Source organism: Mycobacterium genavense ATCC 51234 (assembly GCF_000526915.1).
GTDB lineage: Bacteria > Actinomycetota > Actinomycetes > Mycobacteriales > Mycobacteriaceae > Mycobacterium > Mycobacterium genavense.
Genome location: NZ_JAGZ01000018.1, coordinates 30308 through 56937 on the forward strand (window position 1 = coordinate 30308; position 26630 = coordinate 56937).

Sequence of the window (26630 nt, forward strand, 5' to 3'; positions counted from 1 at the left end):
GTACTGTAATGCGGCCAGTTCCGCTAACCCGCAGTGGAAGGTTGCACCATGACCGATCAGCCGCCGCCCGCCTCGCCGCCTGAACAACCCGGCGGCTTCGAACCGGCCTCCGGCGGGCATGAGCCCGCTCCTTCCGCGCCCGGCGGCCCGGTCCCGCCCCCGCCTCCCGGCGGAAGTTATCCGCCGCCGCCTCCGCCGTCGGCCGGTGGATACGCGCCGCCGCCGCCCGGACCGGCGGTCCGTGCACTGCCGACCGACTCCTACACGCCGTGGCTCACCCGGGTACTGGCGCTGATCATCGACTACCTGCCGTACGCGATCGTGCAGGGCATCGGCACCGGGATCATGTACGCCACCCAACAATCGTCGTGCGTCACCGACATCACGCAGTACGACGTCAGCCAGTATTGCGTGAGCCAGCCCTCGATGATCGGCCAGTTGGCGCAATGGCTGGCGACGCTGGCCGGCTTGGCGTATTGGCTGTGGAACCGGGGCTACCGCCAGGGCACCACCGGCTCGAGCGTGGGCAAGACGGTGATGAAGATCAAGGTGGTCAGCGAGACCACAGGAGCGCCGATCGGCTTCGGGTTGTCCGTTGTGCGCGAGCTTGCCCACTTCGTCGACGCGGTCATCTGCTTCATCGGTTTCCTGTTTCCGCTGTGGGACGCCAAACGCCAGACGATCGCTGACAAGATCATGACGACGGTGGTCCTGCCGATCTGACGGCCCGAGTCCGCCTCGGCGTGATCGCGCGCCGCTGGATAGGCTGACAGGCGATGAGCGAAGACCGCCGCGGACCCGACGGAATCAACGGGCTGGCCACCAAAACCATCCATGCTGGCTACCACCCGGACCCCGCGACCGGGGCGGTCAACGCACCGATCTATGCGAGCAGCACCTTCGCCCAGGACGGCGTCGGCGGTCTGCGCGGCGGATTCGAATACGCCCGCACCGGCAACCCGACCCGGGCCGCGCTGGAGGCCGCCCTGGCGGCCGTCGAAGGGGGCGCTTACGGGCGGGCGTTCAGCTCCGGGATGGCCGCGACCGACTGTGCCCTGCGCGCCCTGCTGCGGCCGGGCGACCATCTGGTCATCCCGAACGACGCGTACGGCGGCACATTCCGGTTGATCGACAAGGTCTTCACGCACTGGAACGTCGGGTATAAGCCCGTGGCGCTTTCGGACCTCGACGCCGTGGCGGCCGCGATCACCCCGCAGACCCGGCTGATCTGGGTGGAAACGCCCACCAATCCGCTGCTTTCGGTCGCCGACATCGCGGCCATTGCCGAACTCGGTCGGCAGTACTCGGCAAAAGTGTTGGTGGACAGCACCTTTGCCTCTCCGGCGTTGCAGCAGGCGTTGACGTTAGGCGCCGACGTCGTGCTGCACTCGACGACCAAGTACATCGGCGGCCACTCCGACGTGGTGGGCGGCGCCTTGGTCACCAACGACAAAGCGCTCGACGACGCCTTCGCGTTTCTGCAGAACGGCGCGGGCGCGGTGCCGGGCCCGTTCGACGCCTACCTGACCATGCGCGGCCTGAAGACATTGGTGCTGCGGATGCAGCGGCACAGCGAAAACGCTTTGGCGGTCGCGGAATTCCTCGCCGGGCATCCGTCGGTGAGCACGGTGCTCTATCCGGGTCTGCCGACCCATCCCGGCCACCAGGTCGCCGCGCGACAGATGTCCGGTTTCGGCGGCATGGTGTCGGTGCGCATGCGCGGGGGCCGGGCTGCCGCCGAAAAGCTGTGTGCGGCAACCAAAGTGTTCATCCTGGCCGAATCGCTGGGCGGGGTGGAGTCGCTGATCGAGCACCCCAGCGCGATGACCCACGCCTCGACGGCCGGTTCGCAATTGGAAGTGCCCGACGACCTGGTTCGGCTGTCGGTGGGCATCGAGGACGTCGGCGACCTGCTCGCCGACCTCGAACAAGCGCTGGGCTAGTTCGCGGCGGAACTAGTCGTGGTAGGGCTCCGCGCTGACCAGCGTGACCTGCACGGTGTTGCCGTTGGGCACGGTGTAGGTGCGCGTCTCGCCGACCTTGGCGTCGATCAGCGCGCCACCCAGCGGCGAGTTCGGCGAATACACCTCGAGCTTGCCGTCCTTGACGCCCTCCTGGCGGGTGGCGATCAGGAACGTCTCGGTGTCGGACTCGTCTCCGTCGTAGTAGACCTTGACCACCGAACCGGGCAGCGCGACGCCGGACTGCTTGGGCGCCTCGCCGACCTTGGCGTTGTTGAGCAGGTCCTGCAGCTGGCGGATGCGCGCCTCCTGCTGGCCCTGCTCTTCACGGGCGGCGTGGTAGCCACCGTTCTCGCGAAGGTCGCCCTCCTCGCGGCGATCGTTGATTTCGGCGGCGATGACGGGACGATTCGCGATGAGCTGATCGAGCTCAGCCTTCAGCCGGTCATGTGATTCCTGGGTCAGCCAGGTCACCTGAGTGTCGGTCATCTCGTCGTGCTCCTCGTCGTGTTTCTCCGCGTAACCGCGTGAGTGTGTGAAATGCGTTGCAGGGAGTGTCTGGGTCCCGCCCCTTGCTGCCGTGCCGTCGTGCTTACGGCCGCTAATGCAGCAATACACGGTCCCAGGCGGAACCGTGCATTCATCCATGTTACCACCGTGGAAACAGCCGATGACGTCATTTGAGCTTCGCCTTTGTCATCCGTCAGGCCGTGCGCAGGTAGCCGGGCACCTCGGTGCTGCATCCGTAAATGTCTGCCATCACCGGCGGCGCCGACGACTTCACGGTGGTCGTGACCTGCACCGTTGCCTGGGGCGACGGCCCGACGAGCAGCTCGCGCCGACCGGTTTCGCTGCCGTCTTTGGCGCGGACCCGCACGATGCAGTCCACCGGCCGCGACGGATCGGATCGCGTCACGCTGATCGTGACCGTCGCGGTCTCGTTGTCGACCACCTGGTAGCCGGCCAGCGAACCGGAGACGTCACTGGTGGCCAGCCGTTGGTAGCCGACGATCGCGACGCCGATGCCCGCCGCGAGGACCAGCACACCCAGCGCGATGGCCACCCGGCGGCGCGAGATACCGGACAGCCGCGCGCGCCCGTAGCGGGTCTCGGGGCGCGGAATGGGAGTCTGGGTCATCGCTGTTTCAGGTGTGGGTCTAGGTGTGCTGCCGGTGGACGCCCGACAGCATGCAACATGGGGAAACTGGAATTGTAGGGTCCTTATAGGCTCGAGGGGAGACCAGCGAACCGACAAGGGGACACGTGAGCGAACTGCGGTTGATGGCGGTGCACGCCCACCCCGACGACGAATCCAGCAAGGGTGCGGCCACGCTCGCCCGCTATGCCGACGAGGGTCACCGCGTGCTGGTCGTGACGTTGACCGGCGGCGAGCGCGGCGAGATCCTCAACCCGGCGATGGACCTGCCCGACGTGCAAGAGCACATCACCGAGATTCGTCGTGACGAGATGGCCAAGGCGGCCGAAATCCTGGGCGTCGAGCACACCTGGCTCGGCTTCGTCGATTCCGGTCTGCCCAAAGGCGATCCGCCGCCGCCGCTGCCCGAGGGCTGCTTCGCGCTGGTGCCGCTAGAGGAGTCCGTCGAGGCGCTGGTGCGCGTGGTCCGCGAGTTCCGCCCCCACGTGATCACCACGTACGACGAGAACGGCGGTTATCCGCATCCGGATCACATTGCCTGCCACCGGGTTTCGATGGGCGCATACGAAGCGGCGGGCGACTACGCCCGCTTCCCGGATGCCGGTGAGCCGTGGACGGTGTCCAAGCTGTACTACGTCCACGGCTTCCTGCGGCAGCGAATGCAGCTGCTGCACGACGAAGCCGTCAAGCACGGTCACGAGCCACCGTTCCAAAAATGGCTTGAGCACTGGAAACCCGAACACGATCCGTTCGAATCGCGGGTGACCACGCGGGTGGAGTGCTCGGAGTATTTCAGCCAGCGCGACGACGCGCTGCGCGCGCACGCCACGCAGATCGACCCGAAGGCCGACTTCTTCGCCGCCCCGATCGCCTGGCAGCAGCGGCTATGGCCGACTGAGGAATTCGAGTTGGCGCGCTCCCGCGTCCCGGTCAGCCTGCCCGAGGACGACCTGTTCACCGGAATCGAGAACCACGCGTGAACCGACTTTTACTCACGCTGATCGCCGACGGGCCCCCGCACAACACCGGGCCCGATTTCGGCAAGGCCAGTCCGATCGGGCTGCTGGTCGTCGTGTTGTTGTTGATCGCCACCCTGTTCCTGCTGCGGTCGATGAACCGGCAACTGAAGAAGGTGCCCGAGTCGTTCGACCCCAAGCACCCCGAACCCGATCAGGCCGCCGACGAGGGCACCGATACGGTCGGCCCGCCCCACGACGAGGCGCCCGGGCCGGGAGGCGGATCCGGCGATGAGCCCGGCTGAACCGTCGTCCACCAACACCCTCGGGCTGGCCACCAGCCCGTATTTGCGTCAACACGCCGACAACCCGGTGCACTGGCAGCAGTGGACACCGGAGGCGATCCAGGACGCGGCCGAACGTGATGTGCCGATCCTGCTTTCCATCGGCTACGCCGCCTGTCACTGGTGTCATGTGATGGCCCACGAATCGTTCTCCGACGACGAGGTGGCGGCCGCGATGAACGCGAACTTCGTCTGTGTCAAGGTCGACCGCGAGGAACGGCCGGACATCGACGCGGTCTACATGAACGCCACCATCGCGCTCACCGGTCACGGCGGCTGGCCGATGACGTGTTTTTTGACTCCGGACGGTCGTCCCTTCTTCTGCGGCACCTACTACCCGAAAGACGGTTTCCTGCAGCTGCTTTCGGCCGTCAGCGAGACCTGGAAACAGCGTCGCGCCGAGGTCGAGGAGGCGTCGGATCACATCGCCGGCGAGCTGCGCAAGATGGCCTGGTCTCTCGGGGGACCGCCGGACGGTGGCTTCGACATCGACCCGGCGCTGTGTGACCACGCGGTGGCCGACGTGCTCAGCGACCAGGACTTGACGCACGGCGGGTTTGGCGGGGCGCCCAAGTTCCCGCCGTCGGCGGTGCTCGAAGCGCTGCTGCGCCACTACGAGCGCACCGGGTCGCCGGCGGCGCTGGAGGCCGTCGAGCGCACCGGCGCCGCGATGGCCCGCGGCGGAATCTACGACCAACTCGCCGGCGGATTCGCCCGGTACAGCGTCGACAAGGCTTGGGTGGTACCGCATTTCGAGAAGATGCTGTACGACAACGCGCTGCTGCTGCGTGCCTATTCGCACTGGACCAGGCGCACGAAAAACCCGCTGGCCCGCCGGGTCACCGCGCAGACCGCACAATTCATGCTCGACGAGCTGGCCGACGGCGACATGTTCACTTCGTCGCTGGATGCCGACGCCGACGGCCGCGAGGGCTCGACCTACGTCTGGACACGTGAGCAGCTGACCGAGGTGCTCGGCCCCGACGACGGCCCTTGGGCCGCTGAGGTTTTCGCCGTCAGCCCGGACGGCACCTTCGAACACGGGACGTCGGTGTTGCAGTTGCCCGCCGACCCCGACGAGGCGCCACGGCTGACGCGCGTGCGGACCGCGCTGTTGGCCGCCCGGCGCACCCGCATCCAGCCGGGACGCGACGACAAAGTGATCACGTCGTGGAACGGGCTCTCGATCACGGCGTTGGTTGAGGCCAGCGTCGCGCTGGACGAACCCGAATTGGCCCGCGCGGCGCGGCGCTGCGCGTCGGCGCTGCTGGACACCCACGTCGTCGGCGGCCGGCTGCGGCGGGCCAGCCTGGGCGGGGTCGTCGGCGAGAGCGCCGCCATTCTGGAGGACCACGCGGCGCTGGCCACCGGGCTGTTGGCGCTCTACCAGCTGACCGTCGAAGACGTCTGGCTCACGGCGGCGTGCGAGCTGCTCGACACCGCGCTGGCGCATTTCGCCGATCCGCAGCGGCCCGGCCGTTGGTACGACACCGCCGACGACGCCGAGCAGTTGATGCTGCGGCCGTCCGATCCGCTGGACGGGGCCACCCCGTCGGGCGCGTCGATGATCACCGAAGCGCTGCTGACCGCGGCGCATCTGGTCGGCAGCGTCACGGCGCCGCGCTATTTACAGGCGGCAACGCAGGCGCTGGCCGCGCATTCGGTGCTGCTGGCCAAGGCCCCGCGGTCGGCCGGGCATTGGATTTCGGTGGCCGAGGCCGCGATCCGCGGCCCGCTGCAGATCGCGATCGCCTGCCACTCGCCGCGCTCGTCGCTGCTGGCCGACGCCCGCCGGCTCGCGCCAGGCGGGGCGATCGTGATCGGCGGCAAGATGGATTCCTCGGCACTGCTGGTCGGCCGGGACCGGGTGCACGGCGACGACGCCGCCTACGTGTGCCGCGGACGGCTGTGCGATCTGCCGGTGACTCGGTCGGCCGATCTGGCCGCGGCCCTGGGCGTGCCGTCATAACGCCGCGAAACTGTATTCCGCTACCCGTTTCGCGAGTAGTCCCGTCGCTGGTTGCAGTCTCGCAGGGCCGGTCTGGATCAGAACACCACGAACCACATCGCGATGTAGTGGCAGATCGCCGCCACCGCGGTGCAGGCGTGGAAGAACTCGTGATAGCCGAACGTCGACGGCCACGGGTCGGGCCAGCGCAGCGCATACAGAATGCCGCCGATGCTGTACAACACGCCGCCGACGAACAGCAGCACCATCGCGGCCACCCCGGCGTTGTGCAGGATTTCGCCGGTGTACCACACCGCAACCCAGCCCAGCAGGATGTAGAGCGGCACGCCGACCCAGCGCGGTGCGGACGGCCACAGCATCTTCAGCAGGATCCCCGCCGCCGCGCCGCCCCAGACAATCCACAGCACGACGCGGCCGTCGGCCGGTGACAACGCCAGCAGGGCGAACGGCGTGTAGCTGCTGGCGATGAACACGAAGATCATCGAGTGGTCGGCCCGCTTCATCCACTTCACGGCGGCCGCCGACTTCCAGTGCACGCGGTGATAGGTGGCGCTGACGGTGAACATGACGATGGTGGCGAGGGTGTAGAGCAGGGTGGCCAGCCCGGCCCGGGTGGAACCCACCGCCCACGACACCGCGACAAGCGAGGCGCCCGCGAAGACGGCGGTGCCCGCGGAATAGACGTGGATCCAGCCGCGGAATCGCGGCTTGGTCAGTACCCGGGTGACGCCGTCGACGAGATGTTGCGCTGCATTGGCCGCGATTCCCGGCGATTCGGGTTCCGGGTCGGTGGCGGTGGTGGTGCTGCTCATGTCTTTAGTTGCCTTCTTCGGATCGCGGTCGAAATGCCCGTTCCTGACACGGCTAAACACTAGCTCGCGCCGGCCGGGTGACCGCCCCGTCAACAGCGGTGACGTCGGCGAAAATCTACCCGAAATTGGCTGCGGCCCACAGTAGTGTGGATGCTCGTGGAGATCATCCCGCCGCGGCTCAAGGACCCGTTGTACCGCGTCTACGAGCGGCGGCTGCGGCAGGGCCTGGCCGCCTCGAAATCCCAACTTCCGCGGCACATCGCCGTGCTGTGCGACGGGAACCGGCGGTGGGCCCGCGACGCGGGATACGACGACGTCAGCTACGGCTACCGGATGGGCGCGGCCAAGATCGCCGAGATGCTGCGGTGGTGCCAGGAGGCCGGCGTCGAAATGACCACCGTCTATCTGCTGTCCACCGAAAACCTGCAACGCGACCCCGACGAGCTGGCCGGGCTGATCGAGATCATCACCGATGTCGTCGAGGAGATCTGCGCACCCGCCAATCGGTGGAGCGTGCGCACGGTCGGGGACCTGGAACTGCTGGGCGACGAGCCGGCCCGCCGGCTGCGTGGCGCGGTCGAGTCCACCCCCAGCGTCGCGCCGTTTCACGTCAACGTCGCCGTCGGCTACGGCGGCCGCCAGGAAATCGTCGGTGCGGTGCGCGCGTTGTTGAGCAAGGAACTCGCCAACGGCGTCACCGGCGAGGAACTCGTCGAGGCGGTGACCGTCGACGCCATCTCCGAGAACCTCTACACCTCCGGGCAGCCCGACCCGGACCTGGTGATCCGCACCTCGGGAGAGCAGCGGCTGTCGGGGTTCCTGTTGTGGCAGAGCGCCTACTCGGAGATGTGGTTCTGCGAAACGCACTGGCCCGCGTTTCGCCACGTCGACTTCCTGCGCGCGCTGCGCGACTACACCCGGCGAGACCGCCGCCACGGCAAATAGCGCTTCGAAGCGTCCGGACGCAGCCGTGCCACACTGAGTGGATGGCTGCGCTGTCGGCAGTGGTGTTCACGCTGAGCGCCTGGCTGGGCCTGTATCTGGCGGCCCGCGATCCGCGCAAACCCGTCCTCGCGTTGGCGGCGATCGGGCTGTGCGGCTTTGCGCTGGTGGTCGCGTTGGATGCGATTCGGACCGCCGACCCCACCCACGCCCGGGTGCTGAGCCGCGACGAGGTCTACCTGACGGCGATCCCCGGCGTGGCGTGGTTCGCGGTGCTCGTCGAGCTGTCCCGGCCCAGTGACGGCTGGCGGTCGCGCGGCCGGGAACTGCTGCTGATTGCCGGGGTCGCCGCGCTGACCCTGCTCGGCGCGACGTTGGCCGGTAGCGTCGGTGGGCCGTTGCGGGTGGGCCACTGGCTGATGTTCGCGGTGACCTCGGTGTCCACCCTGGGCGCGATGGCGGTCGCGCTGCGGCGCCCCCGGCGCCCGCGGCCGGCCGTGGGCCTGGCCATCACCGCGACCCTGTTCTTCTCGCTGGGCAACGCCATCCTGATCATCCCGCTGGGCCTGGTGCCTACCTGGCTTGCGCTGGCGTCGACCAGTTGCGATGTCCTCGGGCTCGGGGTCGCCGTCGCCCTGTGGGACGCGTTTGACGAGGGACAGGCGCTGCGCGCCGACATGCTCCGCTCGTTCGCCGGTTCGGTGGCGGTGGCGGCGCTTTTCGGCGGCCAGGCGCTGATCGGGCTGGCGCTGACCCGTGACGACTCCGCCGCGCAGACCACGCTGACCGTGCTGCTGTTCACCAGCCTGGCGATCGCGATCACCGTCCAGGTGCTCGCCGACCCGCTGGCCGGAGTGTTCGACCGGCTGGCGTTCTCGAAATCTCCTGCGTTGCGGGCAGATCGGGCCGCGCTGCGGCACACCGGAGCGGCGCTGCCGCTGCGCCAACAACACCCGCTCGCCGACGTCGACGACGTCACGTTCGTCAGGCTGACCCGGCGCGCCCTGGGCCACTACGGCGACCTGAGCAAGCTGGTGGCGAGTCTGTTGACGGCGTTGCCGGTGATCGACGAGCGGCTGGCGGCCCGGGGCGCACCCGATCATCCCGTCGAGCGAGCCAGCGAGCTCAAAGCCGTCCTCGCCGAAGGTATTTCACGGTTGAAACCGCGCGACGGCGGCGATTTCGGAACCACCGAAGAGTGGCGCTACTACAACTCGCTGTACTTCCCGTACGTGGTCGGGGTGCGCGCCTACGCGCAGAACGCCACCGCCTCGGGCCTGGATCCGATCGCGCGGCAGGCCTGGCAGTGGTTCGTAACAAAGGTCCCTCAGCGTTCGCTGCACAACTGGCAGAACGCCGCGGCCCGGCTGATCGCGGCCGATCTGCGCGGGCGTGTCACAGTCCCCAGCGATTAGCCGGTGTCCCGGCGCCCTGCCGTATTTGTCCAGCCTTCGGCGTAATTCGGCTGACAACGCCGGTTGTAATGGCGACCTCGCCCATCTTCGGGTGGACTGGCAACGAATACCGGATGTGCGGCCGACCGGTCCGTACGTGTGATCCGAGTCTGCTAGGGGGACTTATGCTTTCGCCGACCCATCCGTCCACCCAATTCGCACGCGCTCTCGAGGTCGTGCGACACCACCTCGGCCGGGTGCACCAGCGCATGGTTCCCCCGCAGGCCGCGATGATGGAAATGATCACGAATGCTTGGGCCGCGCAAGCGATTACGGCTGCGGCCGATCTCGGCATCGCCGATGCGCTGGCCAAGCAGCCGATGAACGCCGACGAGTTGGCCGAGGCGGTCGACGCGGATGCCGACACCATCAGTCGTCTGCTGCGGGCATTGATCTCGCGAGGGATCTTCCGTCGTCGCCGCGACGGCCGCTACGACCTGACCCCGCTGGCGGACACGCTGCGCAGTGACGGTAACGGGTCGCTGCGCGCGTTCGCCCGGTTCGTGGGATCGCCCCAGGATCGGGAGCATTGGAGCCACGTCACGGACTCGATCCGCACCGGCCGGGCCGTGGTTCCCGAACTGCGCGGCAAGCCTTGCTTCGAATACCTGGCCGAAGTGCCGGAGCTCGACGAGATCTTCAACGACGCCATGATCGACCTCTCCGAACTCGAAATCCCGCCCGTCATCGCCAGCTACGACTTCAGCCGGTTCGGCACGATCGTCGACATCGCGGGTGGACACGGCCGGCTGCTGGCCGCGGTGTTGAATGCGACACCGCAAGCCCGGGGGATCCTGTTCGACCAGCCCCATGTGATTTCGGGCGCCTCGGCATTACTCGAGGAACAGGGCGTGGCGGACCGGGTCAAGCTGGTCGAAGGCTCCTTCTTCGAGTCCGTGGCCGACGGCGGCGACGCCTACCTTCTCAAGCACATCATCCACGACTGGCCCGACGACGAGGCGGTGCAGATTCTGCGCAACATCCGCAAGGCCGCCGGGGTCGGAAAGCACGTCTCGATCGTGGAGTTCGTCATTCCGCGCCACGACCGCAAATTCCCGGGCCACTGGCTGGATTTGGAGATGCACATCGCCGCCGGCGCCCGCGAGCGCACCGCCGGCCAGTACGGCCGGTTACTGAGCAGCGCGGGCTTCCGGCTGACCCGGGTGGTCGAAACCGCCTCGCCCATCAGCATCGTCGAAGCGGTCGCTGTTTAGTGCGCGCCGACCTCAAATACCAAGGAGCAGTTTTGATTTCACCAAAGATCCCGGATGGCCAAATCTCTCGTGTCGTCGGGGCCGTTCGGCACCACCTCGGACAGCTGCACCAGCGGATGGTTCCGCCGTCCATGGCGATGTTCGAATTGATCTCGAAAGCGTGGGCGGCACAAGCGATTACCGCCGCCGCCGATCTCGGTGTAGCCGACGTGCTGACCAAGAAGCCGTTGTCCGCCACGGAGTTGGCCCAGGCGGTGGACGCGGATGCCGACGCCGTCCGGCCGCCTGATGCAAGCCTTGGTCGGGTGCGGCGTGTTCCGTCAACTGCGGGACGGGCGCTACGCCCTCAACCCGATCGGGGCGACGCTGCGCACCGACAGCGAGGTCTCCTTGCGCAGCGCGGCTCGATTCGTCGGGCCACCGCAGCATCGGGAGCACTGGAGCCACCTCACCACCGCCATCCGCACCGGTCAGGCCGTGGTCGCGCAACTGCGTGGGAAACCGATCTTCGAGTACCTGGCCGAAGAAAAGGACTACGACGAGGTTTTCAACAAGGCCATGACCAGTGGGTCGACGCTGGCAATCGGGCCGGTCGTCGCGGGCTACGATTTCGCCTGTTTCGCCACGATTGTCGACGTCGCCGGCGGGCACGGTCGATTGTTGGCCGCGATCCTGAAGGCCACGCCGCAGGCCCGCGGGATTCTGTTCGACCAGCCCCACGTCGTCGCGGACGCACTGACCCTGCTCAAGCAACATCGGGTGGCCGACCGGGTCCGGGTGGTCGAGGGGTCGTTCTTCGAGGAGATCACCTCGGGCGGTGACGCATACGTCCTCAAACACATCGTGCACGAGTGGTCCGACGACAAGGCGCTGCAGATCCTGCGCAACGTGCGCAAGGCGGCCTGAGCCGGCAAGCATGTGCTGCTCGTCGAACAACTGCTGCCCGAGCACGATCGTGATTTCGTGGGCAACCTGCTCGACCTGGAAGTGCTCGTCGAATTCGACGGCTGCGAGCGCACGGCCGCGGGCTACGCCGAACTGCTGGACCGCGCCGGATTCCGGATGACGCGGGTGGTGGATTCGGCCTCGCCGTACAGCGTCGTCGAGGCGATCGCCGTGTGACGATTCGACGTCGACCGCCTGTCGCGGGAATACGCGCACGAAATCCCCGGTCATAACTGCCGTGGCAGGACTTGGCAGCGCCACGCGTCGAGATGGCAGTGCTCCGGCGGCACGCTCAAACCAGTTCGACACAAACCGCCGTCACGAGGAGTAATCACATGTCCGCTGTTACCGGCTTGCCGGCCAGGCCCCTGTACGACGCGACTGACTCGTTATTGCGTTTCGCCATGCGTGCAGATGCGACACTGACGGGGCTGTGCGGCCTGGCCGTCGCCTTCGCCGCCGAGCTGCTCGTGTCGCTGACCGGCTTGAGTGCCGACGTGGAATACGCCCTGGGCGCCTTCTTCGTGCTCTACGGGCTGGCGGTCTACAGCCTGACGGGGCTGCCGGACTTGCGCAGTGTCGGCATCGGTGTCGTGGTGGCCAACATCGTCTTGACGCTGTGCGCCCTGGTCGCCGTCGAGGCGGTGTCCATGACCCCGATCGGAGTGGCCGCGGCGCTGGCCGCCGGCGTCCTCACCGCCGTCTTTGGCTAGCTGCAATACCTGGGAGTGCGTCGATTGCCCGCGTAGCACTCCCGTCCCCCGATGCGGGGCGCCCCGGGGCTACCTCAGTGCTCCGGCGAGCGCCCCGCCTCGGCCTTTGGCGGTGCGTCACAGCTTGCGCAGCCGCAACCGGTTGATGGAGTGGTCGGCGTCCTTGCGCAGCACCAGGGTGGCGCGGGGACGGGTGGGCAAAATGTTCTCCACCAGATTCGGCCGGTTGATCGAGCGCCAGATCTCGCGGGCGGCGGCGACCGCCTTGGTGTCGTTGAGGGCCGAGTAGTCGTGGAAGTGCGATGCCGGGTCGGCGAAGGCGGTGCTGCGCATCGCGAGGAACCGGGAGATGTACCACTGCTCGATGTTTTCGATCCGGGCGTCCACATACAGCGAGAAGTCGAACAGGTCCGACACCATCAGGGTCGGACCGGTTTGCAGCACGTTGAGGCCCTCCAGGATCAGGATGTCCGGATGGCGGACCACGTGTTTGGCCCCGGGGATGATGTCGTAGCGCAGGTGCGAGTACACCGGCGCACACACGTAGTCGGAACCCGATTTGACCGACGTGACGAATCGCATCAGCGCCCGGCGGTTGTAGCTTTCCGGAAAGCCTTTGCGGTGCATCAGGTTTCGCCGGTCCAGCTCGGCGTTCGGATAGAGGAAGCCGTCGGTGGTCACCAGGTCCACCCGCGGGTGGTGATCCCAGCGCGCCAGCAACGCCTGCAGCACGCGGGCCGTGGTCGACTTTCCCACCGCCACGCTGCCGGCCACACCGATGATGAACGGCACCGGCCGGTCCGGATTCTGCTGCGGCTCACCGAGGAATTCCGCAGTGGCAGCGAACAATCGCTGCCGGGCGGCGACCTGAAGGTGGATGAGCCGGGCCAGCGGCAGATACACCTCTTCGACCTCGAGTAGGTCGATCTGCTCGCCGAGACCACGCAGACCGACAAGCTCCTCTTCAGTGAGGGCCAGCGGCGTCGACATGCGCAACGCGCGCCACTGCTTTCGGTCGAACTCCACGTAAGGGCTCGGCTCGCTCAGCCGGGGCATAGTGCCAGTGTGGCAGGGACGATCGCGCGCTAGACGGCTGGGCTGGGTAAAGGCGCACCTGGAATAGACTGGCGGCCGTGACTGCCGCACCTGATGCCCGCGTGACCGCCTCCGTGATGTCTGCCCCGCTCGCCGAAGTCGACCCGGATATCGCCGAGCTGCTCGGCAAGGAGCTCGGCCGCCAGCGCGACACGCTCGAGATGATCGCGTCGGAGAACTTCGTGCCGCGCTCGGTGCTGCAGGCCCAGGGCAGCGTGCTCACCAACAAGTACGCCGAGGGGCTGCCCGGTCGGCGCTACTACGGCGGTTGCGAGCACGTCGACGTCGTGGAGAACATCGCCCGCGACCGCGCCAAGGCGCTGTTCGGCGCCGACTTCGCCAACGTGCAACCGCACTCCGGCGCTCAGGCCAACGCCGCGGTGCTGCACGCCCTGATGTCGCCGGGGGAGCGGTTGCTGGGTCTGGACCTGGCCAACGGCGGGCACCTGACGCACGGCATGAAGCTGAACTTTTCCGGCAAGCTCTACGAGAACGGCTTCTACGGCGTCGACCCGGTGACGCATCTGGTCGACATGGACGCGGTGCGTGCCCAGGCGCTGGAATTCCGGCCGAAGGTGATCATCGCCGGCTGGTCGGCCTACCCGCGCATTCTCGACTTCGCGGCGTTCCGGTCCATCGCCGACGAAATCGACGCCAAGTTCTGGGTCGACATGGCCCACTTCGCGGGCCTGGTCGCAGTCGGTTTGCACCCGTCGCCGGTGCCGCACGCCGACGTCGTGTCGACCACCATTCACAAGACGCTCGGTGGTGGCCGCTCCGGAATGATCATCGGTAAGCAGGAGTACGCGAAAGCCATCAACTCGGCGGTGTTCCCCGGTCAGCAGGGCGGCCCGCTGATGCACGTGATCGCGGGCAAGGCCGTTGCGCTCAAGATCGCCGGCACCCCCGAATTCGCCGAGCGCCAGCAGCGCACGCTGTCCGGGGCCCGGATCCTCGCCGACCGGCTGCTGGCCGCCGACGTCGCCAAGGCCGGCGTTTCGGTGGTCAGCGGCGGGACCGACGTCCACCTGGTGCTGGTCGACCTGCGTAACTCCCCGCTCGACGGCCAGGCCGCCGAGGACCTCCTGCACGAGGTCGGCATCACGGTCAACCGCAACGCCGTACCCAACGACCCGCGGCCGCCGATGGTCACGTCGGGTCTGCGGATCGGGACGCCCGCGCTGGCGACCCGGGGCTTCGGCGACGCCGAGTTCACCGAGGTTGCCGACGTCATCGCCACGGCGCTGGCGGCCGGCACCTCCGCCGACATTGCCGCCCTGCGTGACCGGGTCACCCGGCTGGCCAGGGAATTCCCGCTGTACGACGGGCTCGAGGACTGGGCACTGGTCGGCCGTTAGGGTCACGAAATGGCCGCGACACGCGCGGCCCGTTTTATTGAACCTGTGTCTATCGGTTACAGTAACCGCATGGCACAGAAACCTGTCGCTAATGCGCTGACCCTGGAACTCGAACCGGTCGTTGAGGCGGAGATGGACCGCCACCTGTCCACCGACGACATTTGGTTTGCTCACGACTACGTGCCGTTCGACCGCGGGGAGAACTATGCCTTCCTCGGTGGACGCGACTGGGACCCGTCCAGCATGACGCTGCCGCGGGCTTTCACCGACGCCTGCGAGATCCTGCTGCTGCTCAAGGACGACCTGGCCGCTCATCACCGCGAACTCGTCGAGCACTTCATTCTCGAGGACTGGTGGGGCCGCTGGTTGGGCCGCTGGACCGCGGAGGAGCATCTGCACGCCATCGCGTTGCGCGAGTACCTGGTGGTGACCCGCGAGGTCGACCCCACCGCCAACGAGCAGGCCCGCATCGAGTACGTGATGCAGGGCTACCGCGCCGACCACTACAGCCAGGTGGAAACCCTGGTGTACATGGCGTTGACCGAGCGCACCCATGCCGTGTTCTGCCGCAACCTGGCCGCCCAGCTCGAGGAGCCGATCTTGGCTGGGCTCATCGACCGGATCGCCCGCGACGAGGTGCGCCACGAACTGCTGTTCTCCAATCTCGTCGCGCACTGCCTGAAGGTCACCCGCGAGGAGACCATCGCCGCGATCGCCAAGCGCGCGGCCGAACTGCAGGTCGTCGGTGCGGACATCCGCGCGTATCAGGACAAGGTGCAAAACGTCGCCGCCGCCGGGATTTTCGGGCCCGCCGAGCTGCGCCAGGCGATCGCCGACCGCATCACCGACTGGGGCGTCGCCGACGAGCCCGCGCTGCGGCAGTTCGTCAGCGGCTAGCTTTCGCATGGTCAGCGTCACACCCCGGCGCCGGCGCGTCTGCGCTGCTGCGAAGCGGCGACGAGAGTAGCGTCGTCCTCGATGGTCAGCGTCAAGCTCTGCTGCCAGGGCGGCACCTCCCGTCAGATCAACGGAAGGACCGGCCCCGGTCCTGGTGTCGCAGTTCCCGCCGACATGCCTGTGCGGGTCCGCGCGGGCTCATCCCGCTCGAGGAGCGCTACGTGACCGAAATCCGGACCTACGTGATCGACACTTCCGTGCTGCTGTCCGACCCGTGGGCATGTAGTCGGTTCGCCGAACACGAGGTGGTGGTCCCGCTGGTGGTGATCAGCGAACTGGAGGCTAAACGCCACCACTACGAGCTGGGATGGTTCGCCCGACAGTCGCTGCGCTTGTTCGACGATCTGCGACTCGAGCACGGTCGCTTGGATCAGCCCATTCCCGTTGGGACACAAGGCGGTACGCTGCACGTCGAGCTCAATCACGCCGACCCGGCCGTGCTGCCGGCCGGCTTCCGAACCGACAGCAACGATTCCCGGATCCTGAGCTGCGCGGCCAACCTCGCCGCCGAAGGCAAGCGGGTTACGTTGGTCAGCAAGGACATTCCGCTGCGCGTCAAGGCCGCCGCGGTAGGCCTGGCCGCCGACGAGTACCACGCGCAGGACGTGGTGGCCTCCGGCTGGTCGGGGATGCGAGAGATCGAGACCGCTTCCGAGGACATCGACGCGCTGTTCGCCGACGGCGAGATCGATCTGGTCGAGGCGCGAGATCTGCCGTGCCACACCGGTATTCGGCTGCTGGGCGGCAGCTCGCATGCGCTCGGCCGGGTCAATGCGGACAAGCGCGTGCAACTGGTTCGCGGCGACCGCGAAGTGTTCGGGCTACGTGGGCGCTCCGCCGAGCAGCGCGTGGCGCTCGACCTGCTGCTCGACGAGTCGGTGGGCATCGTGAGCCTCGGCGGCAAGGCCGGCACCGGCAAGTCGGCGCTGGCGCTGTGCGCGGGTCTCGAGGCGGTGCTGGAACGGCGGACCCAGCGCAAAGTCGTGGTGTTCCGCCCGCTGTATGCCGTCGGCGGTCAGGAGCTGGGCTACCTGCCCGGGAGTGAGAGCGAAAAGATGGGCCCCTGGGCGCAGGCGGTCTTCGACACCCTGGAAGGGCTGGCCAGCCCGGTCGTGCTGGAGGAAGTGCTGTCGCGCGGCATGCTCGAAGTGCTGCCGCTGACCCACATTCGCGGGCGCTCGCTGCACGACTCGTTCGTGATCGTCGACGAGGCGCAGTCGCTGGAGCGCAACGTGTTGCTCACCGTGCTGTCGCGGCTGGGCACCGGATCGCGGGTGGTGCTCACCCACGACATCGCCCAGCGCGACAACCTGCGGGTGGGCCGGCACGACGGCGTCGCAGCCGTGATCGAAAAGCTCAAGGGTCACCCGCTGTTCGCCCACATCACGCTGCTGCGCAGCGAGCGCTCGCCGATCGCCGCGCTGGTCACCGAGATGCTCGAGGAAATCGCCGGCCCGCACTGATGGTGGTTGGCCGCGAAACTGTATTCCACGACGCGTGCACTCGCGAAATGCGTCGCTGGTTGCAATCTCGCGGTGGGTAGGCTTTTACGGTGCGCAACCGACCCGACACCCCGGCCTGGCGCTACTGGCGGACCGTGTTCGGTGTCGTGGCCGCCGGTGCGGTGCTGGTGATCGGCGGCCTGACCGGTCACGTGACGCGCGCCGACAGCATGAGCTGCTCGGTGGTCAAATGTGTCGCGCTGACGTTCGACGACGGGCCGAGCCCGTTCGACGAGCGGCTGCTACAAATCTTGAAGGACTGTGGCATCCCGGACGCCAAGGCCACCTTCTTCCTGATCGGCAACAAGGTGGCCGCCAACCCGGCCGGGGCCAGGCGGATCGCCGACGCGGGAATGGAGATCGGCAGTCACACCTGGGAGCACCCCAACATGACGACGCTGCCACCCGAGGACGTCGCCGGACAATTCAGCAAGGCCAACGATGCGATCAGTGCCGCGACCGGGCGGACCCCGCCGCTGTACCGTCCGGCCGGCGGGCTGTCCACCCCCGACGTGCGCCAGACCGCCGCTCGCTATGGGTTGGCTGAAATCCTTTGGGATGTAATACCTTTCGATTGGGCGAACGACTCGAACACCGCGGCGACGCGGTACATGCTGATGACGTATATCAAGCCCGGCTCGGTGGTGCTGTTCCACGACACCTACTCGAGCACCGTTGACCTGGTGTACCAGTTCATTCCGGTGCTCAAGGCCAACGGCTACCGCCTGGTCACGGTCAGCGAACTGCTGGGCCCGCGGGCACCGGGCAGCAGCTACGGCAGCCGCGAAAACGGGCCACCGGCCAACCAACTCCACGACATCCCGCCCGCCGACATCCCGACGCTGCCCAACACGCCCTCGCCCAAGCCGATGCCGAACTTCCCGATCACCGACATTCCGGGCCAGAACTCGGGTGGGCCGAACAACGGTGCCTAGCGACCACGCCGCTACCTTATAGAGGGTGATCAAAGCGGACTGACTGCGCGGTCGGGGCGCGCGCGAATCGCGTGATTCGGCGGCGACATCCGAGCCGCCGCAGCGCAAGTCGGCGCGGCGGCTGTCCATTGAATACGCGGTCGACCTTGCGCTGGCTTACATCATCGCGGTGATCGACGCCGCCGCCATCCTGATCCCGCTGCGGGGTCACACGTTCCTGGACACCGACGTCGATTTCGCGCAGAAGAACGCCCCGACGATCGTGGTGCTTGTCGTGCTGGGGATCGTTGGTGTGGCGGTGGCCGGGATGGTCAGTCTCGCCCCCACGCTGCGCTGGTACGCCGCCGGCGAAGAACCCACCGCGGCCCAGCGGGAGATCGCGATGAAACTCGCCGGTCGCCAAACGGCGATCCTGATGGTGGCCTGGGGGTTGGCCGGCACGATCCTGCTGCTGGTCATTCTCGACGGCGGGGCCGCGCTGGTGTTGCCGATGGTGCTCGGTGTGGCGCTGGGTGGACCGGCCGCCGCCGGCACGGGAATGCTGCTCGCGCAACGCACCCTGCGCCCCATCATGGGTGCGGCGACCCAGGGCCTCGAGCCCCGGCTGGCGGTGCCCGGGGTGTTCGCGCGGCTCGTCATGCTCTGGTTTCTGGTCAGCGCACTTCCGATCGGTGTGGTCGCGACGTTGGTGGTGCTGCGCTCAAATGGCTGGCTGATTCAACAGTCGGCCGACGTGGACGTGCCCATTCTGGTGGTGTCGTTGGCCGCGCTGCTGCTCGGGCTGCCCACGATGATCCTGACGTCGCGCTCGATTTCGGACCCGATCGGCGAAGTTGTCGACGCGATGGCTCAGGTCCAGCGCGGCAACATCGACACCACTGTCGGCGTCTACGAGCGGTCCCAAATCGGGCGTCTGCAAACGGGATTCAACCGCATGGTGGCCGGCCTCGCCGAGCGCGACCGGCTACGCGACCTGTTCGGGCGTCATGTCGGCGCCGACGTCGCGCAGCGCGCGATCGAAGAGGGGGCGTCGCTGTCGGGAGATGTGGTCGAGGCGGCGGTGTTGTTCATCGATCTGGTGGGTTCGACTCAGCTGGCGGAAAGCCGTCCGCCTCAAGAGGTTGCCGACGTGCTCAACGACTTCTTCCGCATCGTCGTCGACGCCGTCGACGAACACCACGGCCTGATCAACAAGTTCGCGGGTGACGCCGCGCTGGCCATCTTCGGGGCTCCGTTGCGCACGGGCGAGCCGTCCTCGGCGGCGCTGGCCACGGTGCGCACGTTGGGCACCCAATTGCGTCGGCTCCCCGTCGATTTCGGCATCGGGGTGTCGGCGGGCCGGGTCTTCGCCGGCAACATCGGCGCCGAAAACCGCTATGAATACACGGTAATCGGTGACGCGGTCAACGAAGCCGCCCGCCTGGCGGATCTCGCCAAGACGGCGAATCGGCGCATCCTTTGCTCGGCGGCGGCCGTCGACCGGGCCGACGAGACCGAACGCGGTCATTGGGCGGAGTGCTATTCCACCGTGTTGCGCGGTCGCTCGGAGGCCACGCATGTGTCGGCGACCGCGGGCCCGGCCTGACCGGTTTACTTCGAAACCTTCAGCGATCCGATCACCTGGTTGAGCAGTCCCGCCGAGGCGGCATCGCCGATGGGCGTCGCGCCCAGGAAGATGGTGACCGGCTTGGTGTCGACCGCGATGATGACCACGGCGTCGCCCTTGACGTTGCGGGCCGGGTCGGCGATCGTGACGTCGGCGTCCACCCGCGCGGCCTTGATTCCCTCGACCGTGATCGACGACTTCTTGATCGGGCCCAGCGTCGGTGAGGCGTTCGAGTAGCCGGGGCCTTCGGCCACGCAATTCATCAACTTCGCTGCCTGCGCGCTGACGTCCATGCTGGGGACGAAGTTGGTGACCGCGACCTCGGCCTGCATCACCCACTGACTGGCGCCCGGCACCTCCTGCGCTACTCCTACCGCGCCAATGAGATTCGGAGTTTGGTCATCGGAGAACGGCACCCATCCGGGTGCTGCGTTGGCCGGAAACGACAGCTTGCCCGCCTTGATCGGGGCGCCGCCCGCGGGCTTGTCGCCGCCGGACACATTGGGTGTGCAATCGGTTGCGGTCTGTCCGGAACCGCCCGGCTGCGACGTCGGCGCGGCCGTCGAAGGCGACGGACTCGCTTGGTGGGGCTTGGGTTCGTTGTTGAGGCTGACGATCAAGATCACCACCAGCGCGATGACACCCAGCACCGCGATGCCCGCGACGATCAGCCACGGCATGTTCGACCGCGGCCCGTTCGGCGGCGGTCCCGGCGGGTAGGCGCCGGGCGGCCAGCCGGGGGCATACGGCGGCCCGGCCTGGCCGAACTGCTGACCGGGGTACGAAGGGTCCATCTCGCCCTGAGGATTGGTGAACGGGCCGCCCGGCGGGTACGGGGGCGGGCCGCCTTGCTGCGGGCCGGTCGGCGGTGGTCCGGTCGGCGGAGGTCCACCCCAATAGGGGCCCTGCCCATACGGATTCGCACCGTACGGATCCTGACCGTAGGGACCGCCCGGAGGAGCCGTCATTGCAGAACCACCCCCACCTAATTCGCCGGTTTGACCTTCGCCATCGCCAGCACGTCGAGCCGGCGGTCCAGTTCCTCGATCGACAACTTGTCGCCGATCAGACCGCGGTCGATGACGGTCTGACGGATCGTCTTTTTCTCCTTGAGCGCTTGCTTGGCCACGGCAGCGGCTTCCTCGTAGCCGATGGCCGAGTTCAACGGTGTCACAATCGACGGCGACGACTCGGCCAACCCGCGCAGGTGCTCTTCGTTGGCCTTGAGACCGACGATGCAGCGCTCGGCGAACAACTTGCAGACGTTGGTCAGCAGCTTGAACGACTCCAAGACGTTGCGAGCCATCATCGGGATGTAGACGTTGAGTTCGAAGGCGCCCGACAAGCCGCCGACGGCGACGGCGGCGTCGTTGCCGATCACCTGGGCTGCGACCTGCGTAACCGCCTCGGGCAGAACAGGATTGACCTTGCCCGGCATGATCGAGCTACCCGGCTGCAGGTCCGGCAGCGCGATCTCGGCCAAACCGGTCAGCGGCCCGGACCCCATCCACCGGATGTCGTTGGCGATCTTGGTCAATGACACGGCGATGGTGCGCAGCGCGCCGGACGTCTCCACCAAGCCGTCGCGCGCGGCCTGAGCCTCGAAAGAGTTTGCCGCGGTGCGCAATTCGGACAGTCCCGTCGACGCGACCAGCGCCTCGACCACCTTGGCGCCGAAGCCGTCGGGAGCGTTGAGCCCGGTTCCCACCGCGGTTCCGCCGATGGCCAGCTCACCCAGCCGCGGCAGCGTGGCCCGCACCCGCTCGATGCCGGCCTCGATCTGGCGGGCGTATCCGCTGAATTCCTGGCCGAGGGTGACCGGGACCGCGTCCATCAGGTGGGTGCGGCCGGACTTGACCACGATGTGCCACTCGCCGGCCTTGGCGGCCAGTGCGTCGTGCAGGATCTCGAGCGCCGGGATCAGGTGGCGCACTGCGGCTTCGGTGGCCGCGATGTGGGTGGCGGTCGGGAAGGTGTCGTTGGACGACTGCGACATGTTGACGTCGTCGTTGGGGTGCACCGTGACGCCGTTCTTGGTTGCGATGGATGCGATCACCTCGTTGGTGTTCATGTTGGAGCTGGTGCCCGAGCCGGTCTGGAACACGTCGATCGGGAACTGGTCGTCGTGTTGTCCGTCGGCGATCTCGGCCGCGGCCGCGATGATCGCGTCGGCTTTCTCCGGTGCCAGCAGCCCGAAATCGCGGTTCACCTGGGCGCAGGCACCCTTCAGCAACCCCAACGCGCGGATCTGGGTGCGCTCCAGGCCCCGGCCAGAAATCGGAAAGTTCTCCACCGCGCGCTGGGTTTGCGCTCGCCACAACGCTTTTGCGGGCACACGTACCTCGCCCATGGTGTCGTGCTCGATGCGATATTCAGCGCTTTCGGCCATGAATCGGTTCCTCTTCGTCGGGGTGTGCTGTCGCGGTTACGGCAGGGGATAGGCAGCGGTGCTGTCGCCGGTGAAGTCGATCGCGGAGTATTCGTTGAGCTTGGAAAGCCGGTGGTAGGCCTCGATCATCCGGACGGTGCCCGACTTCGAGCGCATCACGATCGACTGGGTGGTGCACCCGCCGGGGTAGTAGCGCACGCCCTTGAGCAGATCGCCGTCGGTGACGCCGGTGGCGCAGAAGAAGACGTTCTCGCCGGACACCAGGTCCTCGGTGGTCAGGATCTGATCCAGGTCGTAGCCGGTGTCGAGCGCCTTGCGGCGTTCGGCCTCGTCGCGCGGCGCCAGCTGCGCCTGAATGGCCCCGCCCATGCAGCGGATCGCCGCCGCGGCGATGATCCCCTCCGGGGTGCCGCCGATGCCGGCCAGCATGTCGGTGCCCGACTGGGGCCGACAGGCCGAGATCGCGCCGGCGACGTCGCCGTCGGTGATCAGCCGGATGCGGGCACCGGTGGCGCGGGCGTCCGCGATGAGCCGACTGTGCCGCGGCCGTTCCAGGATGCACACGGTCATGTCCCGCACCGAGAGGTCCTTGACCTTGGCGACGGCGCGGATGTTGTCGGCGATCGGGGCGGTGATGTCCAGCACGTGCGCGGCTTCGGGCCCGACGGCGATCTTGTTCATGTAGAACACCGCCGACGGGTCGAACATCGCGCCGCGGTCGGCCACCGCCAGCACCGAGATGGCATTCGGCATGCCCTTGCTCATCAGCGTGGTGCCATCCACCGGGTCGACGGCGAAGTCGCAGTCCGGGCCGTCGCCGTTGCCGACCTCTTCGCCGTTGTAGAGCATCGGCGCCTCGTCTTTTTCGCCCTCGCCGATGACGACGACGCCGCGCATGGAGACCGAGCTGACCAGTTCACGTATCGCGTCGACGGCCGCGCCGTCACCGCCCTCCTTGTCGCCGCGGCCCACCCAGCGGCCGGCGGCCATCGCGCCGGCCTCGGTGACCCGGACCAGTTCCAGGGCCAAGTTGCGGTCGGGCGCCTCGCGGCGTGCCCGTACCTGCGGGTCGGAGCCCGCAGTCGCGGTCGAAGACGAACCGGATCCGCCCGATGCTGTCATGTGGGTGATTCTCCCAGAAGCGGATCCGTCCGCTGGAGCTGGGCGGCGGCTGTCGACGGCAAACTGGGATACTCGTGGGGTGACCCAGGAGCAGCCCGGCGCCGAGCAGGCCGGTGAGCCGGTGCCGGCGGCCAGGCCGGCCAAACCGCGGTTGCTGCAGGACGGTCGCGAAATGTTCTGGTCACTGGTGCCGCTGGTGATCGGATGCATCCTGCTGGCCGGGATGGTCGGAATGTGTTCGTTTCAGCCGACCGGGGCGCACCAGGGCGCCATTCCGTCCTACGACGCGGCGACGGCCCTGCGTGCGGATGCGCAGACGCTGGGCTTTCCGATCCGGTTGCCGCAGTTGCCCGCGGGCTGGCAACCCAACTCCGGCAGTCGCGGCGGTATCGAGAACGGGCGGGTGTCCGACGGTCAGCGGCTGCGGGCGGCCACGTCGACGGTCGGATACATCGGCCCGACGGGGATGTATCTGAGCTTGACGCAGAGCAACGCCGACGAGGACAAACTGGTCGCCTCGATCCACCCGTCGGCGTATCCGACCGGAACGGTCGACGTCGCGGGTACGAGCTGGATCGTCTATCGCGGGTCCGGTGACCGCGGTACCGATGCCGAGCCGATCTGGACCACCAAGCTGACCAGCCCGGGCGGGGCCGCCCAGATCGCGATCACGGGTGCCGGAACCACCGAGCAGTTCCGTACGCTGGCGGCGGCGACGCAGTCGCAGGCGCCGTTGCCGACCGGCCGATAGGAGCGATCGCGTGACAGCACCCGAAGCGGACCTGTCCGGGTGGGTAGTGGCCCCGTTCAGTGGCGGCGGCTACACCCACGACGTCTATCGCAAGGGTGCCGGACCCGGCGTGGTCCTGATTCCGGAGATACCCGGAATCCATCCCGGCGTGCTGGGGCTGGGTAACCACTTGGTGGACAACGGATTCACCGTCGCCATACCGTCGCTGTTCGGCGAGCCGGGCCGGGCCAAGACGAACGGGTCCATCGCGGCGAGTCTGGCGCGAGCTTGCGTGGCGAGGGAATTCGCGGCCTTCGCCACCAACAAGCAGCGGCCGGTGTCGCAATACCTGCGCGCGCTGGCCCGCGATCTCAACGCGTCCACGCCCGGCAAGGGGGTCGGCGTCATCGGGCAGTGCTTCACCGGCGGCTTCGCCCTGGCCGCCCGGTCGACGACAGCGTGCTGGCGCCGGTGCTCTCGCAGCCGTCAGTGCCGCTGCCGCTGGGGCGTGCTCGCCGCAGCGATCCCGGGCTCAGCGAGGCGGAGCTGGCCGCCGTCGCCGAGCGCGCCACCACTGAAGGCTTGTGTGCCATGGGTTTACGGTTCAGCGAGGACTCGGTGGTGCCGGCTGAACGATTCGCCGCGCTCAAGCAGCGGCTCGGCGACGCGTTCGAGGTGATTGAGATCGACTCGCGCTCGGGCAATGCCCACGGTTTCACCAAGTCCGCACACTCCGTGCTGACCACCGAGGTCCGCGAGGTCGACGGCCATCCGGCCTACGAGGCCCGCCAGCGAGTCGTCGAATTCCTCACGCAGCGCCTGACTTAGCCGTCTTGCGCCACGGCAGCCAGTTGCGGCGCGCGGGTTTGTCGTCGTCCGGTATCACCAGCTCGACGCCCTTGTACACCGCCAGGTAGACGTCGATCGTCGTGACGATCAGAATCATCAGAACCGGCCCGATGACGATGCCCCACGGGGCCGAACACGGCGATACCGTCGAACACCGCCAGCAGCATCAGCGCCGGATTCAGCCGGGCGTCGCGCGGCACCAGGATCGGCCGCAAGAAGTTGTCGATGTTGGTGACCACCAGCAGATGCCACAAGATCACGAACGCACCACCGAAGATGTTGCCGTAGAAGATCATTCCGATACCGAACGGAATCGTCACGATGCCCCCGCCCAGCGGGATGATCGACAGCGCGGTGAGCACGATCGCGAAAATGAAGAAGCCGTGGTGGAATCCGGCGATGTAGATCGACCCCGCACCCGCGACCCCTTGGCACAGTGCGATGACGAACTGGCCGAACACGGTGCCGCGCACCATCGCGGCGGTCTTCTTCAGGTACAGATCCGTGACTTCCTCGCCCAGCGGGTTGAGCTGAGCGATCAACGTGCGCAACCTCTCCCGGTGCACCAGCAACGCGAGAAAGACATACAGAAAGATGATCCCGTAGGTGATGGCACCGACGACGCCTCCCGCCGCTCCCTGGAGGGCTTGCAGCAACCACTGGCCGGCGTGCTGTCCGCCGCTGACCGCCGCCTTGCGCAGTTGCTCGGCGGTGATTGTCATGTGGAGGAACGGGACTCGGCCCAACAGGTCGTTGACGAGGTGCAGCGCCTTGTTGCCGAGTTCGCTGGGGTCGGTGGTCTTGACCCATTCGGAGATGCTGCTGACCATGCGGGAGATCTGGACGACGGCCAAGACGATGAGCAGGCCGACCGGCACGATGACCATCGCCAGCGCCGACAGCACGGTGAAGGTTGCCGACAGGCCGGTGCCGAGGCGCCGGTTGAACCAATTGAACAGCGGGGTGAACAAATACGCGCCGACGGCGGCCACCACGATCAGCACGAAATAGTCGCGCAGGAAGTAGGCGCCGAACGCCAGCGCGATCAGCGTGAGAACCGCGAGGGCTCGTTTCTGGGTGAGCGTGAATTCGGTGTTTATAACGCCCTCCGGGTCGCCGTTGAGCTGAACCTTAGCCCAGCCCGCGAATTTGGTGCAGAGTGCGCGCTATCGCGGATTGGTTGGCTGCCCGCTTGGCGGAGCTGTGGCCACCGGCGCCGGGCTTGCATCTGCGGGTAGATCTCCCGACTTGGCTCGGCGTTGGTGCGGGTTGCGGATGTTTCAGGTGAAATTCGTTATGCTCCAATAGGTTTGAGTGCTGGTGCTTAGTTGGTGGGTGGTGGTTGTGGTTGGAAGGGTTGGTACCACCACCAGTGGGCGCGTTCGCCGGTGGGTCCGGGGCATGGTGGCACGTCGGGTGGGGGTTGGGTGGGTGCGCGAGTGATCCTGGGCGCAGTGGTTGGCCGGTGTGGTCGGTGACGAGCAGGTGCTCGGGGTCTCCGGTGATGGTGATCAGGCCGCGGTGGTGCAGGTGGTGGTGGTAGGGGCAGACCAAGACGATGTTGGTCAACTCGGTGGGGCCGCCGTTTCCCAGTGCACGATGTGGTGGGCGTGTAGACCGC

General features: G+C 67.5%; 22 protein-coding genes and 5 pseudogenes. 18 read left to right on the forward strand and 9 right to left on the reverse strand.

From position 1 onward, the window contains the following. The first annotated feature begins 48 nt into the window (after positions 1-48). A complete protein-coding gene (locus T428_RS0123675; protein ID WP_025738405.1) occupies positions 49-723 on the forward strand; it encodes an RDD family protein in 675 nt (224 codons plus the stop codon). A 53-nt stretch (positions 724-776) separates the two neighbouring features. After that, the gene (locus T428_RS0123680; RefSeq protein WP_025738406.1) at positions 777-1943 is read left to right on the forward strand and encodes a cystathionine gamma-synthase; all 1167 of its coding nucleotides are present in this window, start codon (positions 777-779) and stop codon (positions 1941-1943) included. Between the two features lie 12 nt (positions 1944-1955). Here T428_RS0123680 and greA read toward each other — a convergent pair whose 3' ends face one another. Next, positions 1956-2450 carry a transcription elongation factor GreA gene (gene greA, locus T428_RS0123685; protein WP_025738407.1) on the reverse strand — a complete coding sequence of 165 codons (495 nt, stop codon included), beginning with the start codon at positions 2448-2450 and terminating at the stop codon, positions 1956-1958. Between the two features lie 214 nt (positions 2451-2664). Then, positions 2665-3099, reverse strand: a complete 435-nt coding sequence (locus tag T428_RS0123690; RefSeq protein ID WP_025738408.1) for a DUF4307 domain-containing protein — start codon at positions 3097-3099, stop codon at positions 2665-2667. Between the two features lie 125 nt (positions 3100-3224). Between T428_RS0123690 and mca the strand changes: the two genes are divergently transcribed. From mca to T428_RS0123705, 3 genes are read left to right on the forward strand one after another with little or no spacing between them, the layout of a single operon-like run. Continuing rightward, positions 3225-4097, forward strand: coding sequence for a mycothiol conjugate amidase Mca (gene mca, locus T428_RS0123695; RefSeq protein WP_025738409.1), 873 nt, complete (start codon positions 3225-3227; stop codon positions 4095-4097). After that, on the forward strand, positions 4094-4378 hold the full coding sequence (locus T428_RS0123700; RefSeq protein WP_025738410.1) for a hypothetical protein: 285 nt from the start codon (positions 4094-4096) through the stop codon (positions 4376-4378). Before mca ends, T428_RS0123700 begins: the two co-directional genes overlap by 4 nt. Then, positions 4365-6386 carry a thioredoxin domain-containing protein gene (locus T428_RS0123705; protein ID WP_025738411.1) on the forward strand — a complete coding sequence of 674 codons (2022 nt, stop codon included), beginning with the start codon at positions 4365-4367 and terminating at the stop codon, positions 6384-6386. Before T428_RS0123700 ends, T428_RS0123705 begins: the two co-directional genes overlap by 14 nt. Positions 6387-6463: 77 nt before the next feature. Here T428_RS0123705 and trhA read toward each other — a convergent pair whose 3' ends face one another. Next, a complete protein-coding gene (gene trhA, locus T428_RS0123710; RefSeq protein ID WP_025738412.1) occupies positions 6464-7198 on the reverse strand; it encodes a PAQR family membrane homeostasis protein TrhA in 735 nt (244 codons plus the stop codon). A gap of 156 nt (positions 7199-7354) precedes the next feature. Between trhA and T428_RS0123715 the strand changes: the two genes are divergently transcribed. From T428_RS0123715 to T428_RS30575, 6 genes and pseudogenes are all read left to right on the forward strand, one after another. Beyond that, entirely contained in the window at positions 7355-8143 is a 789-nt protein-coding gene (locus tag T428_RS0123715) for a (2Z,6E)-farnesyl diphosphate synthase (protein ID WP_025738413.1), read from the forward strand. Positions 8144-8184: 41 nt separating this feature from the next. Then, positions 8185-9555: a hypothetical protein gene (locus T428_RS0123720; protein ID WP_025738414.1), complete on the forward strand. Its 1371-nt coding sequence runs from the start codon at positions 8185-8187 to the stop codon at positions 9553-9555. Positions 9556-9719: 164 nt separating this feature from the next. Further along, positions 9720-10808 carry a methyltransferase gene (locus T428_RS0123725; RefSeq protein WP_025738415.1) on the forward strand — a complete coding sequence of 363 codons (1089 nt, stop codon included), beginning with the start codon at positions 9720-9722 and terminating at the stop codon, positions 10806-10808. Between the two features lie 137 nt (positions 10809-10945). After that, a pseudogene (locus tag T428_RS36255) lies at positions 10946-11026 on the forward strand (hypothetical protein); the annotation flags it as partial. Positions 11027-11096: 70 nt separating this feature from the next. Next, positions 11097-11930, forward strand: a pseudogene (locus T428_RS30570) (methyltransferase). Positions 11931-12088: 158 nt separating this feature from the next. Beyond that, positions 12089-12466 (forward strand): hypothetical protein, encoded by a 378-nt coding sequence (locus T428_RS30575; RefSeq protein ID WP_036468792.1) that lies wholly within the window; start codon positions 12089-12091, stop codon positions 12464-12466. Between the two features lie 117 nt (positions 12467-12583). Here the strand turns inward: T428_RS30575 and coaA are convergent, their stop codons facing one another. Then, on the reverse strand, positions 12584-13522 hold the full coding sequence (gene coaA / locus T428_RS0123740; protein WP_025738416.1) for a type I pantothenate kinase: 939 nt from the start codon (positions 13520-13522) through the stop codon (positions 12584-12586). A 116-nt stretch (positions 13523-13638) separates the two neighbouring features. Here coaA and glyA point away from each other — a divergent pair, with 116 nt between their 5' ends. The 5 genes from glyA to T428_RS0123770 all read left to right on the forward strand — a co-directional run bounded on the left by glyA (position 13639) and on the right by T428_RS0123770 (position 19898). Continuing rightward, a complete protein-coding gene (gene glyA / locus T428_RS0123745; protein WP_025738417.1) occupies positions 13639-14919 on the forward strand; it encodes a serine hydroxymethyltransferase in 1281 nt (426 codons plus the stop codon). Between the two features lie 69 nt (positions 14920-14988). Then, the gene (locus tag T428_RS0123750; protein ID WP_025738418.1) at positions 14989-15816 is read left to right on the forward strand and encodes an acyl-ACP desaturase; all 828 of its coding nucleotides are present in this window, start codon (positions 14989-14991) and stop codon (positions 15814-15816) included. A gap of 221 nt (positions 15817-16037) precedes the next feature. Continuing rightward, positions 16038-17339: an RNA 5'-3' helicase PhoH2 gene (phoH2, locus tag T428_RS0123760; RefSeq protein WP_025738419.1), complete on the forward strand. Its 1302-nt coding sequence runs from the start codon at positions 16038-16040 to the stop codon at positions 17337-17339. Positions 17340-17428: 89 nt separating this feature from the next. Further along, positions 17429-18313 carry a polysaccharide deacetylase family protein gene (locus T428_RS0123765; protein ID WP_025738420.1) on the forward strand — a complete coding sequence of 295 codons (885 nt, stop codon included), beginning with the start codon at positions 17429-17431 and terminating at the stop codon, positions 18311-18313. A gap of 121 nt (positions 18314-18434) precedes the next feature. Beyond that, positions 18435-19898, forward strand: coding sequence for an adenylate/guanylate cyclase domain-containing protein (locus T428_RS0123770; protein ID WP_025738421.1), 1464 nt, complete (start codon positions 18435-18437; stop codon positions 19896-19898). A 5-nt stretch (positions 19899-19903) separates the two neighbouring features. On the opposite strand, the gene T428_RS0123775 is transcribed toward T428_RS0123770, so the two are convergent. From T428_RS0123775 to glpX, 3 genes are read right to left on the reverse strand one after another with little or no spacing between them, the layout of a single operon-like run. Beyond that, the gene (locus tag T428_RS0123775; RefSeq protein WP_025738422.1) at positions 19904-20887 is read right to left on the reverse strand and encodes a hypothetical protein; all 984 of its coding nucleotides are present in this window, start codon (positions 20885-20887) and stop codon (positions 19904-19906) included. A gap of 17 nt (positions 20888-20904) precedes the next feature. After that, positions 20905-22308 (reverse strand): class II fumarate hydratase, encoded by a 1404-nt coding sequence (locus T428_RS0123780; protein ID WP_025738423.1) that lies wholly within the window; start codon positions 22306-22308, stop codon positions 20905-20907. A gap of 36 nt (positions 22309-22344) precedes the next feature. Then, entirely contained in the window at positions 22345-23430 is a 1086-nt protein-coding gene (glpX, locus tag T428_RS0123785) for a class II fructose-bisphosphatase (RefSeq protein ID WP_025738424.1), read from the reverse strand. A 79-nt stretch (positions 23431-23509) separates the two neighbouring features. Here glpX and T428_RS0123790 point away from each other — a divergent pair, with 79 nt between their 5' ends. Together T428_RS0123790 and T428_RS30580 are read left to right on the forward strand one after the other, a co-directional pair. Further along, the gene (locus T428_RS0123790; RefSeq protein ID WP_025738425.1) at positions 23510-24181 is read left to right on the forward strand and encodes a DUF4245 domain-containing protein; all 672 of its coding nucleotides are present in this window, start codon (positions 23510-23512) and stop codon (positions 24179-24181) included. 10 nt (positions 24182-24191) lie between these two features. Then, positions 24192-24988 (forward strand): annotated as a pseudogene (locus T428_RS30580) (dienelactone hydrolase family protein). On the opposite strand, the pseudogene T428_RS30585 reads toward T428_RS30580, so the two are convergent. Both T428_RS30585 and T428_RS35145 read right to left on the reverse strand, forming a co-directional pair. Next, positions 24969-26109, reverse strand: a pseudogene (locus T428_RS30585) (AI-2E family transporter). The pseudogenes T428_RS30580 and T428_RS30585 sit on opposite strands and share 20 nt — an antisense overlap. Positions 26110-26333: 224 nt before the next feature. Further along, positions 26334-26630: pseudogene (locus tag T428_RS35145) on the reverse strand (HNH endonuclease signature motif containing protein); the annotation flags it as partial.